Consider the following 14,204-nt stretch of genomic DNA (forward strand, 5'->3'; position numbering starts at 1 on the left):
TGCATGACAAAATCGTGCAGCAATTCAATGTGCTACAGCCCGCAGCTTCTAGACGCTTTTGCGCGGACGATCACGCGACATTATCTGACTGGTTTATCGATTTTTGTGATGTTTCGCGGCACCTACAGCGCCGTGCGTCTTTTCAGACGCACAAGGGACGCTGTAGCACTTTGAATCCCTGGATGTTTTTACCGGCCAGCGAGATCGAAGCCGCAATCGCCGTGAGGCGATCAGGCGCGCTGTTTCAATAGATCGCGAATCTCGGAAAGAAGCAGGATATCCTGCGGCGGCGGAGCCGCGGGCGCCGCTTCCTTTTTCGTTTCGACCGAAGCACGTATCCGGTTCACGACCTTGATCATCAGGAAGATGATCCAGGCAAGGATCAGGAAATTGATGAGCACGGTGATGAAGTTGCCATAGGCAAAGACGGCGCCCTGCTGACGAGCCGCCGCAAGCGAGGGCGCGGTGACGTTCGCGGAAAGCGGAATGAAATAATTGGAGAAGTCGAAGCCGCCGCCGGTGATGGCGCCGACGATCGGCATTACGAGATCGTTGACGACCGAATCGACGATCTTACTGAAGGCGGCGCCAATGATCACGCCAACCGCAAGATCCATGACGTTGCCGCGGGCAATAAACTCCTTGAATTCGTTCAGCATGCGTCTCTCCGTGTAGTCCCCGTTTAAGAACGGCAACCGCATCTGTCCTAAGCGGCAACCGCTGGTTTGGAATCTAGACCAAAGGTCGCCCGGTGGGAACCGTTCTTTGCATTTGATCAAGTCGGATCAAACCCGGCCAAGAGAACGCCCGCATTCTTGGACTTAAGACGCATAGGCCAGGCAATTCTCAACCCGCTGGACTTGCCCTATGCTGACTTTCGGAGGAGTGAGGCATGCTTTCGGCTTCTGTTATTTTTGCCTCGGCCTTCGCCTATCTGCTGCTGCTCTTCGCAGTCGCAAGTTATGGCGACCGGCGAGCCAGGAGAAACAACGCTGCCAGCAAGGGCAGGCCGCTGGTCTATGCGCTCAGCCTCGCGATCTATTGCACATCCTGGACCTATTTCGGCGGCGTGGGACTGGCGGCCGAACGCGGGCTCGAGTTCACCGGCATCTATATCGGGCCGATCCTGATGTTCACGCTCGGCATGCCGCTAGTCCGCCGCATCATCCAACTCGCCAAGACCGAAAAGCTCACATCCGTCGCCGATTTCATGGCTGCGCGCTACGGCAAGAACCCGGCGGTTGCCGCGATCGTTGCGTTCATTTCACTGGTTGGGGCCATTCCCTATATCGCCCTCCAGCTCAAGGCGGTTTCGAGCTCGGTCGCGGCGATGATCGACACGAGCCATTATGGCATTGGTGCAGGGCAGACCTTCATCGATCTACCGCTGCTCGTCACGCTTTTCCTCGCCTGCTTCGCGATCGTCTTCGGCACGCGCCATACCGATGCGACCGAGCATCAGGACGGTCTCATCCTCGCGATCTCCATGGAATCGGTCGTGAAGCTCGTGGCGATGCTCACGATCGGCGTCTACGTCGTCTTCGTCCTGTTCGATGGCCCCGCGAATCTGTGGGCGCAAGCCCAGCAAAGTCCTGCGGTCCTCGCCGCCCTCGAATACCGCACGCCGCCGGCGCGATGGATCCTGCTGATCGTGCTCTCGGCCTTCGCCATCATCATACTGCCGCGGCAGTTCCACGTCACCGTGGTCGAGAACCGGACCGAAACCGAATTGCGCACCGCGGGCGTTCTCTTTCCGCTTTATCTCATCGCAATCAACCTCTTCGTGCTGCCGATCGCCATCGCAGGCATCCTGACCTTCTCGGGCTCCGGCGACGCGGACCTCTACCTGTTGAAGCTGCCGCTTGCCGGCGAGGTCCCCCTCCTTTCGCTGACGACATTCATCGGCGGCTTTTCCGCGGCAACCGCCATGGTCATCGTCGCTTCGGTGGCGCTGTCGATCATGATTTCCAACGATATCGTCATGCCGGTGTTCCTGCGCCGGCGCCTCGGCTTGCGCGGCGGACTCCAGGAGGACATGGCGGGGACGCTGCTCAACATTCGCCGCACGGCGATCTTCGTCGTCCTTCTGCTCGGCTATGCCTATTATCGCTCGGCCGATATCAGTGCTGGCCTCGCTTCGCTTGGGCTTCTCTCCTTCGTTGCCGTATCGCAGATGGCGCCTGCGCTCCTCGGCGGCCTCGTCTGGCGGCAGGCCAATGCCCGCGGGGCGATCACCGGAATGGTCTGCGGTTTTCTCGTCTGGGCTTATCTCCTGTTCCTGCCAAGCCTTGGCGGACCTGACAATTCCCACGTCGCGGCGACGGTGCTGAGCTTCCTTCTGCCGTTCACCGATCTCTTTTCGGGGCCGGATGCCGACCCCCTGGTCAATGCCACGGCGCTCAGCCTTTTCGTCAACAGCACGGCCTACGTGCTTGCCTCGCTGACCCGGGCGCCAAAGCCCTTGGAGCGCTTCCAGGCCGGCGTGTTCATCACCCGCCGTTCGCGCACGGAAGGAACATTCCGCGGGCGCAAGACCAAGGTGACCGTGCGCGACCTCAAGACGACGATCGCCCGCTACATGGGCGAGGAACGCATGCAGCGCTCCTTCCACACCTATGAGCAGCAGTCCGGCCGTTGGCTCGACGAGAACGCCTCGGCCGACATGGCACTCATTCATTTCTCGGAACAACTGCTCGGCAGCGCCATCGGTTCATCCTCGGCCCGCCTCGTGCTTTCGCTCGTGCTGCAGCGGATGGACGATGCCTCCTCGGATACGGCCTGGCTGCTCGATCAGGCGAGCGAGGCCCTGCAGTATAACCAGGACATGCTGCAAACGGCGCTCTCGCAAATGGATCAGGGCATCGCCGTCTTCGACAATGCCAACAACCTGATCATCTGGAACCGCCGTTTCAGGCAATTGCTCGATTTGCCGGAGGCCGCAGGTCAGGTCGGCTTCCCGCTCTCCGATATCGTCGAGATCCTGACGAGACGCGGCGATATCCGCAAGGATCAGGAAAAGGCGCTGATCGCCAATTTCCTGACGCTCGACAAGCCCTTCCTGCTCGAGCTTGCGAATGGCGAGCGCATCATAGAAGTCAGAACCAACGCTATGCCGGACAAAGGCATCGTCACCACCTATACAGACATCACGCAGCGCGTCGCCGCCGACATGGCTCTGAAACAAGCCAACGAGACGTTGGAACTGCGCGTCACCGAACGGACGGGAGAACTGACACGGGTCAACCGGGAACTCGCCGAAGCGCGGGCGGCAGCCGAGGAAGCCAACATCGGCAAGACCCGTTTCTTCGCTGCCGCCGGACACGACATTCTGCAGCCATTGAACGCTGCGCGGCTCTATTCTTCGTCGCTCGTCGAGCGCCTCGGTGATTCCGACAACAGCACGCTCGTTCAGAACATCGATTCCTCGCTGGAATCGGTAGAAGCCATTCTCGGTGCGGTGCTCGATATTTCCAGGCTCGACACCGGGGCTATGAAGCCGCGCCTGCAATCGGTGCCGCTCAACGAATTGCTGCGGCGCATCGAGACGGATTTTGCTCCGATGGCGCGGGCGAAGGGTCTCGAACTCATCGTCATGCCGACATCCCTTGTCGTGCGCAGCGATCCGAACCTCTTGCGGCGAGTGGTCCAGAACCTGGTCTCGAACGCCGTCAAATACACGCTGAAGGGCAAGGTGCTCGTCGGCGTGCGTCGGCGCGGACGGGCCGCGACGATCGAGGTGCTTGATTCCGGTATCGGCATTCCGCCCTCGAAATTCCGCACCGTGTTCAAGGAGTTCGCACGCCTCGATGAAGGCGCGCGGACGGCGGCCGGTCTCGGGCTCGGCCTCTCGATCGTCGACCGCATCTCGCGCGTCCTCAACCACCCGGTCAGCCTTCAGTCGAAGCATGGCAAAGGCACAGGCTTCAAGGTCACGGTGCCGCTCGAGGCAAGCGTCAGCGAACGCGCCAAACCGCGAGATGCCGCGGCCGCGAAGGCGAATGACGCCCTGACGGCCTTGAGCGTCATCTGCATCGACAATGAGCCGAAGATTCTCGACGGCATGGCAGTGCTGCTCGGCGGCTGGGGCTGCAACGTCACCACGGTGGAATCGCTTGCCGGCTGCTCGGAAATGGGCCCCGGCCACCAAGCGAAGAGACCCGATGCGATCATCGCCGACTATCACCTCGACGATGGCACCGGCATCGAAGCGATTGACCGCATCCGCGCGCTTTGGGAGGAAAACATTCCGGCCCTGCTGGTGACCGCCGACCGCTCACCGGAGGTGCGCGGCGCCGCCGAGCGCGACGGGGTCGCCTTGCAAAACAAGCCTGTCCGTCCGGCAGCCATGCGCGCATGGTTGACCCAGCTCTCCATTGCGGGCAAGGCGGCTGCGGAACAGCGGCGCTATTTGGCCGAACAAACCGTGTGCAATTGCCCCTCACCCTAACACTCTCCCCGCAAGCGAGGAGAGGGGACTTGGAGGTTCGGCGGGTGCCGCGAGTCTCCTTCGCCCCGCGCGGGGGGAGAAAGTGGCCGGCAGCCGGATGAAGGGCGGAGACCCGCTCACATTTTCCGGGACTTTACCGACGAAGCGCCAAATCAGGCAGCTGCCACCGTACCTATCTTCGACAACTGGATGACGGCCTGCGTGCGGCTGTCGACGTTAAGCTTCAGCAGGATCGCTGAAACATGGGCCTTGATCGTCGCCTCGGAGACGCCGAGCTCGTAGGCGATCTGCTTGTTGAGCAGGCCCTCGGCAAGCATGCTGAGCACGCGCGACTGCTGCGGTGTCAGCGTCTGCAGGCGATGCAGGAGATCGGCCACTTCCGGCTCGTATTCCTGATTCTGGTCGTAGCCGGCCGGCACGAAAACTTCACCGGCGATCACCCTGGTGATACCGTCGCGAATTTCCTCAATGCCAGCAGACTTGGAGAGGAAGCCGGCGGCGCCAAGATCGATCGCACGATGAATGGTTGCCGGATCGTCATGGGCCGAGACGATCATCACCGGGAGGCTCGGAAACTCCGCCCGCAACGCGATGAGGCCCGAAAGACCGCTGACGCCGGGCATGGTGAGGTCCAACAGCATCAGGTCGGCATCCGGGTGCTCTGCGGCGGCTTTGCGCGCGGCCGCGAAGTCACCGGCTTCGACGATACCCGGAGCATCGGCCATGCCGCTCAGCGCCTGGCGCATTGCACCACGAAAAAGCGGGTGGTCATCGGCGATGATGATGGTCATATCCGGCATTGGATGCTCCCTCCCAAGAGCCTCAGCCCCGGATCCCGCGCATCCTCCAACGCGCCGGATCGCGTCTCAATGGTTCGTGCCGGCGCCCGTCAGGTCTTTTGCGGCACCCCGGTACCATCGGTGGAACCGTCTCCGCTCCCTTCGAGATCCTTCACGATCTCCATGAACTTGCGCATCATTCTTTCCATGATGCTCATCGTCCGGTCAATCTCTTCGTCGCTCGGAAGAGCCGGTTTCATCGCAGTTTCACCGCTTTTGACTGCCTTTTCCAGCGCCTCGACGCGCTTGGTCAAAAGATCGATCTCCCGCTCTAAGGCTGCCCGCTCATCGGCCGCCATCCTGCAGACGAGCTCGCCGTCCTTTTCCCGGCACAATGTAACCTCGCCCGTCTTAGTGTCGAGCCGCGCAATGCCGGTGTCCGATTTCTGCATGCTGTAGCGCCCCGGGGGTACCTCCTGCGCATAAGCCGGCGCGACCCAGCCGAGCGCCAGCCCCATCGCCAGTGCCGCAACTACCTTCCTCATGACAGCGCCTCCATTGGATGCTGCGGAAATCCGCCTTCCGTGGTGGACAAGCGCCAATATTTGCGGCAAGGCCACGATTGGGTTTCACGACGGACAGCGGGCACATGAACGCCATTATATACAAGATCGTTCCGGCACTTCTATGGCAGGAGGCGCGGCGGGCAGGACAGTTCACGGGGGCTCCCGTCGACCTCGCCGATGGCTTCATCCATTTCTCGACCGGGGACCAGGTCGTCGAAACGGCCGCAAGGCACTTCGAAGGACAGGACGGGCTGCTGCTCATCGCCATCGACGGCGCCGCTCTAGGCGACAAGCTCGTCTACGAACCTTCGCGTGGCGGCGCGCTGTTTCCGCATCTTTACGGGCCGCTCCCGCTCGATGCGGTGATCTGGGAGAAGCCGCTGCCGTTGGGTGCCGACGGTCTCCACGTCTTTCCTGAGCTTCTACCATGATCGATGCGCTGAAATTCCTCTCACGCAGCGGCCTTTTCCTTCTCGATCCGGAGGCGGCGCATGGTCTATCGATCAAGGCGCTCAAGAGCGGGCTCGTGCCGCGTTGCGCAGCGCCGGCCGATCCGCGCCTCAGCCAAGAAATCGCTGGCCTCACGTTCCCTAACCCTATCGGCATGGCGGCCGGGTACGACAAGAATGCGGAAGTGCCGGAGGCGCTCCTGAAGATCGGCTTCGGCTTCACCGAAATCGGCACGGTCACGCCGAGGCCTCAGCGCGGCAACGACAAGCCCCGCATCTTCCGGCTGGTGGACGACCAGGCGGTCATCAACAGGCTCGGCTTCAACAACGAAGGCCATGGAGCCGCGCTCGCGCGCCTTCATGGCTGCTCGCGCCAGGCACTGATCGGCGTCAATATCGGCGCCAACAAGGACAGTGCCGATCGTATCAGCGACTATGTGGCGGGGATCCGGACATTCTATCCGGTCGCGCGCTATTTCACGGCCAACATCTCGTCGCCGAACACGCCCGGCCTGCGCGACCTTCAAGCACGCGAAAGCCTGGCAGCACTGCTTTCGGCTGTCCTCGCGGCCCGCGACGACGAAGCAAGGAAAAGCACAAAACGAATCCCGGTCTTCCTGAAGATCGCCCCCGATCTCACCGAAGAAGGAATGGACGACATCGCGGCAGAAGTGTTGGCGCATGATCTCGACGGCCTGATCGTTTCCAACACCACGCTTGCGCGTGACGGATTGAAGGATCAGCGACAGGCTCAAGAAGCGGGCGGGCTTTCCGGCAGGCCGCTTTTCGAAAAATCGACGGCGGTGCTCGCGCGGATGCGCAAGCGTGTCGGCCCCGCCCTGCCGATCATCGGCGTCGGCGGCGTCCACTCGGCGGAAACCGCAGCGGAGAAAATCCGCGCCGGCGCCGATCTCGTCCAGCTCTATTCCTGCATGATCTATGAGGGGCCGGGGCTGCCTGGCCGCATCGTGCGGGGCCTGTCAGAGCTCTGCGATCGCGAGAAGCTTGCCTCGATCCGTGATATCCGCGGCAGCCGCCTGGACTACTGGGCCGCGCGAAACGCCTGAGCGGCACGGCGCGGCACGAGGATCAGCAGGAACACGCCGCGCATCAGCAGGAACAGGTTGAGCCCTGCCCAGAGCCCGTGATTGCCGAAGGCCGGGATCAGTATAGCAAGCGCGAGAGCATAACCGATAAAGGCTGCCAGCATCATGTTGCGCATGTCACGTGACCAGGTGGCGCCGATGAAAACGCCATCCATCAGGAAGGCGAGCGCGCCGGTCAGCGCCGTCAGCGCCGCCCAGGGCATGTATTCGTAAGCGAGCGCCCGTACATCCGGCGCCGTCGTCAGCACGTCGACCAGGTCGTCCCCGAAGACAAGGAAGCCTAGCGTCGTCAGCGCGGCGAGCCCAAGCGACCAAAGCGCGGTCATCCGCAAGGCGCGATCGAAGGCCGGGCGATATCCGGCGCCGATCGATCGCCCTGTCAACTGCTCGGCCGCATTGGCGAGGCCGTCGAGATAGTATCCGGCGACCAGGAAGATCGTCATCAGCACGGCGTTGGCCGCAAGCGTCACAGGCCCGAAGGCTGTGCCGATCCGCGTCATGAGCGTGAAGGCTGCAAGCAGAACGAAGGAGCGGATCATGATGTCGCGGTTAAGACCGAACAGCGGCTTCAGCCGCTCGCGGGCGAAGATCGCGGCCCAGTCCGGTGCGTCGCGCCGGTCAAATCGCCCATAGACGATCGCGAAGCCCGCGAGCGCGCCGATGACTTCGCCCGTCACGGTCGCCAGCGCCACGCCCGTCACGCCCCAGCCGAGGACGAGGCCGAGCAGGATGGCGAGCACGATGTTGATGCCGTTGATGAGCGTCTGCAGCAGGAGGCCGATGGAGCCCTCGCCCCGCCCGAGGACGAAACCGAGGATCGCGTAGTTGGCGAGCGCCGCCGGCCCGGACAGGATCCGATAAAAGAAATAGGTGCGCGTGACCGCTTCGACCTCGGCACCGGGGGCCATCAGCCAGATACCGGCAGAAAAGAGCAGAGGCGAGAGCAGGACGATGGCGACGCCCGAGACAAGCGCGATCACCAGCGACCGCCAGAAGACCGCCTGCTGCTCCCGGCGGTCGCCCCGGCCATAGGCCTGCGCCACGAGACCGGTGGTAGCAGCGCGGAGGAAGTTGAACGTGGTGAAAATCAGGTCGAACATCACGGCGCCAATCGCGAGCCCGGCGAGCAGATCCGCCCGACCGAGGCGGCCGACCACCGCGGTGTCGACAAGACCAAGCAGTGGCGTCGTCAGGAACCCCAGCGTCATCGGCAGGGCGATCGAGAAGATCAGCCTATTGGTGACGTGAAACGGGCCGCCTTCGTTAGCGTGGGCGTCGCGTTCGAGGGTTTCCGTGGCAGCCATGTCAGGTTCCTTGCGGGCGGCTTCCGAACCGACCACTACAGCGGCATCCAATCAGACGCGCAAAGAACGCTGTAGCACTTTGAAGTGCTGCATGTTTTTATCCTTAAATCGGCTACGATTTAAGGAAACATGCAGTAGGGAATCAGGTCAGCCGGAGAGCACCATGGCCCAAAAAGGGCGGTTTCCGGAAGCGGAATTCTGCGCCACAGCAACACCTAGGCCACGGTAGTTGCCGAGCATGTTTTCGAGGTGCTTAGGAGAATGGAACCAGGCGTTATAGGCACTTTCGGCATCGTCTTGGCCCATGGCGATGTTTTCCGCAGCGGGAAGCGTGACGCCCTGCGATTTCATCCGGTCGTAGAAATTGTCGCGCCAGCCGATGTTGTGCTGCATCTTGCCGACGCGCGCCATGCGCGCCGCCTGGCTCAATGCCGCGACCGACGCGACCGGGTCGTGAACAAGCGACGTCATTCCGCGATCCTTCCGCAGCGCGTTGACGTAACCAAGCGTCGCGGTCGTCTGGTCACTCCCGCTGCCTTCGCCGGTAGAGAGGAGGTTTGACGTCGTGCAGCCGGCAAGCACACCGAGTGAAAGGAAACCGCCAGCCCGCAACAGGGCGCGCCTGCGGATGAAAAACTGCCGATGCTGCATGCTTACCGTCGATAGCTCAAAACACGAAGAATGAGGAAGGCGGGTATGACGATTGCTGCCCCGAGCAACAGATAGTCGCCGACCCTTCCGAGGGCCGCGAAACCTGTGCGCCAGAGGTCGAGCAGGAAATTGCGAATGCCAAAATAAATGTCGACAGGATACCAGTCGAACACGGTCATGACGAAACCGACCAGGATCGACACCACGACGAGCTTGACCAGCACGCGCAGCGGCGAATCCCCCAGAAACCTGTTAAGCCCGTCCGACATCGGCGAATATTCTCCTGTTACCCTTCAAATAAGCCGCCTTCACCGAGGTCGCAAGGCGCAAGAGAAAGCGAGTTGCGTAGTCTTTCAGATTCCGCTTGTATTTTGCCGTGGCCAGCGCCAGAAGCGTCCATCGCAATCATACCGTCATGTCGATGACCCTCAATCAGCTCTCCTCCGGCGATCTGATCGCCGACCGCCGCGCCGACTACGCAAAAATGCTCGCCGAAGCCGGTGAACCGCAAAGTGCGGCGGAACTGATGGCCCAGGCTCTCGAACGCGCGCCCGACTGGGCCGCCGGCTGGTTTCGGCTGGCGGACTATGAGGAAAAATCTGGCCGAAAAGAGGCAGCAATCGAGGCGCTCCGCAACACGTTAAGGCTCAATCCCGAGGACATTTTCGGCGCTGGCCTGAAACTCGCCCTTCTCGGCGCGGCCGAGACACCCGTACAGCCGCCGAGCGTCTATGTCGAACGCCTTTTCGACGACTATGCGGAACGATTCGACAAGGCCCTCGTCGAGAAGCTCGAATACAGCGTGCCCGAAAAGCTCGCAGCGCTGATCGATCGAACGACCGGCGGCCGCCGATTTCATCACGTTACCGACCTCGGCTGCGGCACCGGCCTTTTCGGCGAGCGCATCCGCCACCGCTGCGCTTATCTCGAGGGCTTCGACCTTTCCGCCAACATGCTGGCCAAGGCGGAAGCAAAAACGATCTACGATCGTCTGGCACAGGCGGACCTGTCGCTTGCGCCGGAAGACTCAGGCGCGTTCGGCGATTTCCCCGCCGCAAGAGCCGATCTCGTCAGTGCGGCGGATGTCTTGATGTATCTCGGCAATCTCGAAAGTGTCTTCGTGATCGCCGACCGACTGCTCGCACCCGGTGGCCTCTTCGCGTTTTCCGTCGAGGATGCTGCAACGGACGAGGATTTCATCCTGCGGCCGTCGCTGCGTTACGCGCATTCCGAACCCTATATCGCCGATCTCTGCGCCGAACGCGGATTTTCGCTGGTCGCAACGGAACGCACGGTCATTCGCATGGATGCCGGAAAGCCGATCGCGGGAATTCTCTTTCTCGCGCGGAAACCTGCATAGAACGCAAGGCTGTCACGCGAAAATAGGTCAGCATTGCTTACATATTTTTCTTGAATGTTTTTGTGCATTGCAGCAATGCTGATGACCGCAGCGCCGCGCGTCCAGCCGGACGCGCCAAGCTCGCTGCAGCACTTTGAAATGCTGCATGATTTTGTCCTTCGGAGTCATGCAGCAGCAATCGGGGATTCGTCATGGCACAAGGCAGCAGCGTTTTCGGTCTCTGGAACACCAGCCCCACCCGCCACACGCCCGTCGAGGACGTGCAGGGTATCTTTTCCGGCAGCCTCGTCGCCGCGCTCGGGCTCTATTTCCTCGCGAGCGCCGGGCTTCTGACCGGCAGCACCGCCGGCGTCGCTTTCTTGCTGCATTACGCGACCGGCGTGAACTTCGGCCTTGCCTTCTTTCTCCTCAACTTGCCCTTCTTCTATCTCTCGCTGAAGCGGCTCGGGCCGGCCTTCACGATCAAGACGTTCATCGCCATCGCGTTGACGTCGTTCCTGACCGACACGCAATCGCGCCTGTTCCAGGTCGGCGGAATTCACCCCGCCTGGGCCGCCCTTCTCGGCGGGCTGCTGCTCGGATACGGGCTTCTGGCGCTCTACCGCCACCGCGCCAGCCTCGGCGGCGTCGGCATATTGGGCATCTACCTGCAGGAGCGCTTCGGCATTCGCGCCGGGCTCGTGCAGCTCGCGATCGACATGGTCGTCCTCGCCACCGCCTTTGCTGTGACGACGCCGTCGGTCGTCGTCTGGTCGGTCCTCGGCGCGGTCGTCCTCAACCTGTTCGTTGCCATCAATCACCGCGCCGATCGCTATATCGCGCTTTAACACCGCGGCCATTGCCGCGCGGACGCCGTCGCAGAGTCAAGTTGTCTCCGGCAACACCGCGCTCGGGCTTCTCTTTTCCCGAACATGATCTACTTTTGTTCCCCGTGAACAGGATCGATTCTCCATTGCCCGAAAGCGACGCGCTGACGTTGCCGGCGCCGTTTCTCCAGTGGTTCGCGGAGAAAGGCTGGCGACCCCGCGCCCACCAGCTCGAACTCCTGTCACGCGCAGAGGCTGGAGAAAGTACGCTTCTGATCGCGCCGACCGGGGCGGGCAAGACGCTCGCCGGATTTCTGCCGTCGTTGGTCGCGCTTACCCGGCGCGGCAAGGTCCCGCCCGGCTCACCATTCACCGGCATCCACACGCTCTACATATCGCCGCTGAAGGCGCTCGCGGTCGACATCGAGCGCAACCTGATGAAGCCGGTGGCGGAGATGGGTCTGCCGGTCAGGATCGAGAACCGGACGGGCGACACGCCGCCGGGCAAGCGACAGCGCCAGAAGCTCTATCCGCCCGATATCCTCCTGACCACGCCGGAACAGCTCGCCCTCCTCATCGCCGATGGCGAGGCGGAGCGCTTCTTCAAGGATCTGCGCTATGTCGTGCTCGACGAGTTGCACTCGCTGGTGACCTCGAAGCGCGGGCATCTGCTCTCGCTCGGTCTGGCACGACTGCGCCGGCTGGCGCCCGACCTCCAGACGATCGGCCTTTCGGCAACCGTTGCCGAGCCGATGGACTTGCAGCGCTGGCTCGTGGCCCAGAGCGAAGAACAGGAGAATCACGCCGGTCTGATCACCGTTGCCGGCGGCGCGAAGCCGGAAATTTCGATCCTGCGCACCGACGAGCACGTGCCTTGGGCAGGACATTCGGCGCGCTATGCGATCGCCGACGTCTATACCGCGATCAAGGATCACGGCACGACACTGCTTTTCGTCAACACCCGCAGCCAGGCGGAAATGCTGTTTCAGGAACTCTGGACGATCAACGACGATAACCTGCCGATCGCGCTGCATCACGGTTCGCTCGATGTCGCGCAACGCCGCAAGGTCGAGGCCGCCATGTCCGAAAACCGGCTACGCGCCGTCGTCGCCACCTCGACGCTCGATCTTGGCATCGACTGGGGCGATGTCGATCTCGTGGTCCATGTCGGCGCCCCCAAAGGGGCGAGCCGTCTTGCCCAACGCATCGGCCGCGCCAACCATCGGATGGACGAGCCGAGCCGGGCGATCCTCGTGCCCGCCAACCGCTTCGAAGTGATGGAATGCCAGGCGGCGCTCGACGCCAATTATATCGGCGCACAGGATACGCCGCCGGTCGGCAGAGGCGCGCTCGACGTGCTCGCCCAACATGTCTTGGGAATTGCCTGCGCGAAGCCCTTCGACGCTGTCGAGCTTCATCGGGAGATCACCAGCGCTGCGCCCTACATGGATCTTTCCTGGGAGACTTTCGAGCGCATCGTCGATTTCGTCGCCACCGGCGGCTACGCACTTCGCACCTATGAACGCTATGCCCGAATCCGCAAGACGAAGGACGGGCTCTGGCGGGTGTCGAACCCGATGGTCGCTCAGCAATACCGCCTCAATGTCGGGACTATCGTCGAATCCCCGATGCTGAACGTGCGCATGGTCAAGCGCAATGCGCGCGGCTCGCTTGGCCGGGGCGGCATGACGCTTGGCAAGGTGGAGGAATATTTCCTCGAGATGCTGTCGCCGGGCGACACATTTCTCTTTTCCGGCAAGGTCGTGCGTTTCGAGGGCATCCGCGAAAACGAATGCCTCGTCTCCCAGGCCTTCTCCTTCGACCCGAAGGTGCCGAGCTATGCCGGCGGAAAATTCCCGCTCTCCACCTATCTCGCGGCGCAGGTCCGCAAGATGCTAGCCGATCCGACCGGCCGCGCCTCATTGCCGGACCAGGTGCGCGACTGGCTGGCGTTGCAGAAGGACGTCTCCATGCTGCCGCGCGAGGACGAGCTGCTGATCGAGACTTTTCCGCGCGGGAGCCGCCACTACATGGTAATCTACGCCTTCGAGGGGCGGCTTGCGCACCAGACGCTCGGCATGCTCTTGACCCGCCGCCTCGACCGCGCCGGCCTGAAACCGCTCGGCTTCGTCGCCACCGACTATTCGCTCGCCGTCTGGGGTCTCGACGATCTCAGCAGCGCCTTCCGGGCGCGTCAGCCCTCGCTCGCGCAACTCTTCGACGAAGACATGCTCGGCGACGACCTCGAGGCTTGGCTCAACGAATCCTTCCTCTTGAAGCGCACCTTCCGCAACTGCGCGGTCATCGCCGGATTGATCGACCAGCGCCATCCGGGCAAGGAGAAAACCGGACGACAGATTACCGTTTCGGCCGATCTCATTTACGACGTATTGCGAGCGCACGAGCCGGACCACATCCTGCTGGAGGCAACACGCAACGACGCCGCGACGGGACTTTTGGACATCGGCCGGCTCGGATCTATGCTGAAGCGAATCAAGGGGCACATCACCCACCGCCGACTCGATCATATCTCGCCGCTCGCCATCCCCGTGATGCTGGAGATTGGCAAGGAAGTGATCCACGGAGAGGCCCACGACTTCCTGCTGTCGGAGGCGGCCGATGACCTGATGAACGAGGCAATGGGCGCCGGCCACGATGGATAGGGGAGCGATATGAGAGAGATTGCGGGCGTTCCGGGCAAGGTCTGCCGATCAGCTCGAAGGGAAGAACAGGGCC

Annotated in this window: 12 protein-coding genes; 6 read left to right on the forward strand and 6 right to left on the reverse strand. The window is 62.3% G+C overall.

The features are described 5' to 3' along the window. Window positions 1-230: 230 nt before the first annotated feature. Window positions 231-659 carry a large conductance mechanosensitive channel protein MscL gene (gene mscL, locus GHK62_RS10095; RefSeq protein WP_153438597.1) on the reverse strand — a complete coding sequence of 143 codons (429 nt, stop codon included), beginning with the start codon at window positions 657-659 and terminating at the stop codon, window positions 231-233. A gap of 233 nt (window positions 660-892) precedes the next feature. On the opposite strand from mscL, the gene GHK62_RS10100 reads away from it, so the two are divergent. Beyond that, on the forward strand, window positions 893-4,447 hold the full coding sequence (locus GHK62_RS10100; RefSeq protein WP_153438599.1) for a PAS domain-containing hybrid sensor histidine kinase/response regulator: 3,555 nt from the start codon (window positions 893-895) through the stop codon (window positions 4,445-4,447). Between the two features lie 152 nt (window positions 4,448-4,599). On the opposite strand, the gene GHK62_RS10105 is transcribed toward GHK62_RS10100, so the two are convergent. After that, the gene (locus GHK62_RS10105; protein ID WP_153438601.1) at window positions 4,600-5,247 is read right to left on the reverse strand and encodes a response regulator; all 648 of its coding nucleotides are present in this window, start codon (window positions 5,245-5,247) and stop codon (window positions 4,600-4,602) included. A gap of 89 nt (window positions 5,248-5,336) precedes the next feature. Next, the gene (locus GHK62_RS10110; protein WP_153438603.1) at window positions 5,337-5,771 is read right to left on the reverse strand and encodes a hypothetical protein; all 435 of its coding nucleotides are present in this window, start codon (window positions 5,769-5,771) and stop codon (window positions 5,337-5,339) included. 104 nt (window positions 5,772-5,875) lie between these two features. Between GHK62_RS10110 and GHK62_RS10115 the strand changes: the two genes are divergently transcribed. Both GHK62_RS10115 and GHK62_RS10120 read left to right on the forward strand, forming a co-directional pair. Further along, the gene (locus tag GHK62_RS10115) at window positions 5,876-6,223 is read left to right on the forward strand and encodes a DUF952 domain-containing protein (RefSeq protein ID WP_153438605.1); all 348 of its coding nucleotides are present in this window, start codon (window positions 5,876-5,878) and stop codon (window positions 6,221-6,223) included. Further along, entirely contained in the window at window positions 6,220-7,308 is a 1,089-nt protein-coding gene (locus tag GHK62_RS10120) for a quinone-dependent dihydroorotate dehydrogenase (protein ID WP_153438606.1), read from the forward strand. The genes GHK62_RS10115 and GHK62_RS10120 overlap by 4 nt, the downstream gene beginning before the upstream one ends. Here GHK62_RS10120 and GHK62_RS10125 read toward each other — a convergent pair. From GHK62_RS10125 to GHK62_RS10135, 3 genes are all read right to left on the reverse strand, one after another. Further along, on the reverse strand, window positions 7,284-8,651 hold the full coding sequence (locus tag GHK62_RS10125; protein ID WP_153438608.1) for an MATE family efflux transporter: 1,368 nt from the start codon (window positions 8,649-8,651) through the stop codon (window positions 7,284-7,286). The genes GHK62_RS10120 and GHK62_RS10125 overlap by 25 nt on opposite strands. A 147-nt stretch (window positions 8,652-8,798) precedes the next feature. Continuing rightward, window positions 8,799-9,302: a CAP domain-containing protein gene (locus GHK62_RS10130; protein WP_153438610.1), complete on the reverse strand. Its 504-nt coding sequence runs from the start codon at window positions 9,300-9,302 to the stop codon at window positions 8,799-8,801. A 2-nt stretch (window positions 9,303-9,304) separates the two neighbouring features. After that, window positions 9,305-9,571, reverse strand: coding sequence for a DUF6460 domain-containing protein (locus GHK62_RS10135; protein ID WP_153438612.1), 267 nt, complete (start codon window positions 9,569-9,571; stop codon window positions 9,305-9,307). 152 nt (window positions 9,572-9,723) lie between these two features. Between GHK62_RS10135 and GHK62_RS10140 the strand changes: the two genes are divergently transcribed. The 3 genes from GHK62_RS10140 (at window position 9,724) to GHK62_RS10150 (ending at window position 14,131) form a co-directional block, all read left to right on the forward strand. Beyond that, a complete protein-coding gene (locus GHK62_RS10140) occupies window positions 9,724-10,662 on the forward strand; it encodes a class I SAM-dependent methyltransferase (protein ID WP_153438925.1) in 939 nt (312 codons plus the stop codon). A gap of 191 nt (window positions 10,663-10,853) precedes the next feature. Next, the gene (locus tag GHK62_RS10145; RefSeq protein ID WP_153438614.1) at window positions 10,854-11,489 is read left to right on the forward strand and encodes a YitT family protein; all 636 of its coding nucleotides are present in this window, start codon (window positions 10,854-10,856) and stop codon (window positions 11,487-11,489) included. A 95-nt stretch (window positions 11,490-11,584) separates the two neighbouring features. Continuing rightward, window positions 11,585-14,131 carry a ligase-associated DNA damage response DEXH box helicase gene (locus GHK62_RS10150; protein ID WP_153438616.1) on the forward strand — a complete coding sequence of 849 codons (2,547 nt, stop codon included), beginning with the start codon at window positions 11,585-11,587 and terminating at the stop codon, window positions 14,129-14,131. The last annotated feature ends 73 nt before the right edge of the window (window positions 14,132-14,204 follow it).

Origin of the sequence: Sinorhizobium terangae (assembly GCF_009601505.1) — a bacterium.
GTDB lineage: Bacteria > Pseudomonadota > Alphaproteobacteria > Rhizobiales > Rhizobiaceae > Sinorhizobium > Sinorhizobium terangae.

What these genes read in the sequence shown, in the direction of transcription:
- GHK62_RS10145 (WP_153438614.1), top strand. Translation starts at nt 10,854, where the DNA reads ATGGCACAAGGCAGCAGCGTTTTCGGTCTCTGGAACACCAGCCCCACC.
- GHK62_RS10135 (WP_153438612.1), bottom strand. Translation starts at nt 9,571, where the DNA reads ATGTCGGACGGGCTTAACAGGTTTCTGGGGGATTCGCCGCTGCGCGTG.
- mscL (WP_153438597.1), bottom strand. Translation starts at nt 659, where the DNA reads ATGCTGAACGAATTCAAGGAGTTTATTGCCCGCGGCAACGTCATGGAT.
- GHK62_RS10120 (WP_153438606.1), top strand. Translation starts at nt 6,220, where the DNA reads ATGATCGATGCGCTGAAATTCCTCTCACGCAGCGGCCTTTTCCTTCTC.
- GHK62_RS10100 (WP_153438599.1), top strand. Translation starts at nt 893, where the DNA reads ATGCTTTCGGCTTCTGTTATTTTTGCCTCGGCCTTCGCCTATCTGCTG.
- GHK62_RS10110 (WP_153438603.1), bottom strand. Translation starts at nt 5,771, where the DNA reads ATGAGGAAGGTAGTTGCGGCACTGGCGATGGGGCTGGCGCTCGGCTGG.
- GHK62_RS10130 (WP_153438610.1), bottom strand. Translation starts at nt 9,302, where the DNA reads ATGCAGCATCGGCAGTTTTTCATCCGCAGGCGCGCCCTGTTGCGGGCT.
- GHK62_RS10125 (WP_153438608.1), bottom strand. Translation starts at nt 8,651, where the DNA reads ATGGCTGCCACGGAAACCCTCGAACGCGACGCCCACGCTAACGAAGGC.
- GHK62_RS10105 (WP_153438601.1), bottom strand. Translation starts at nt 5,247, where the DNA reads ATGCCGGATATGACCATCATCATCGCCGATGACCACCCGCTTTTTCGT.
- GHK62_RS10140 (WP_153438925.1), top strand. Translation starts at nt 9,724, where the DNA reads ATGACCCTCAATCAGCTCTCCTCCGGCGATCTGATCGCCGACCGCCGC.
- GHK62_RS10115 (WP_153438605.1), top strand. Translation starts at nt 5,876, where the DNA reads ATGAACGCCATTATATACAAGATCGTTCCGGCACTTCTATGGCAGGAG.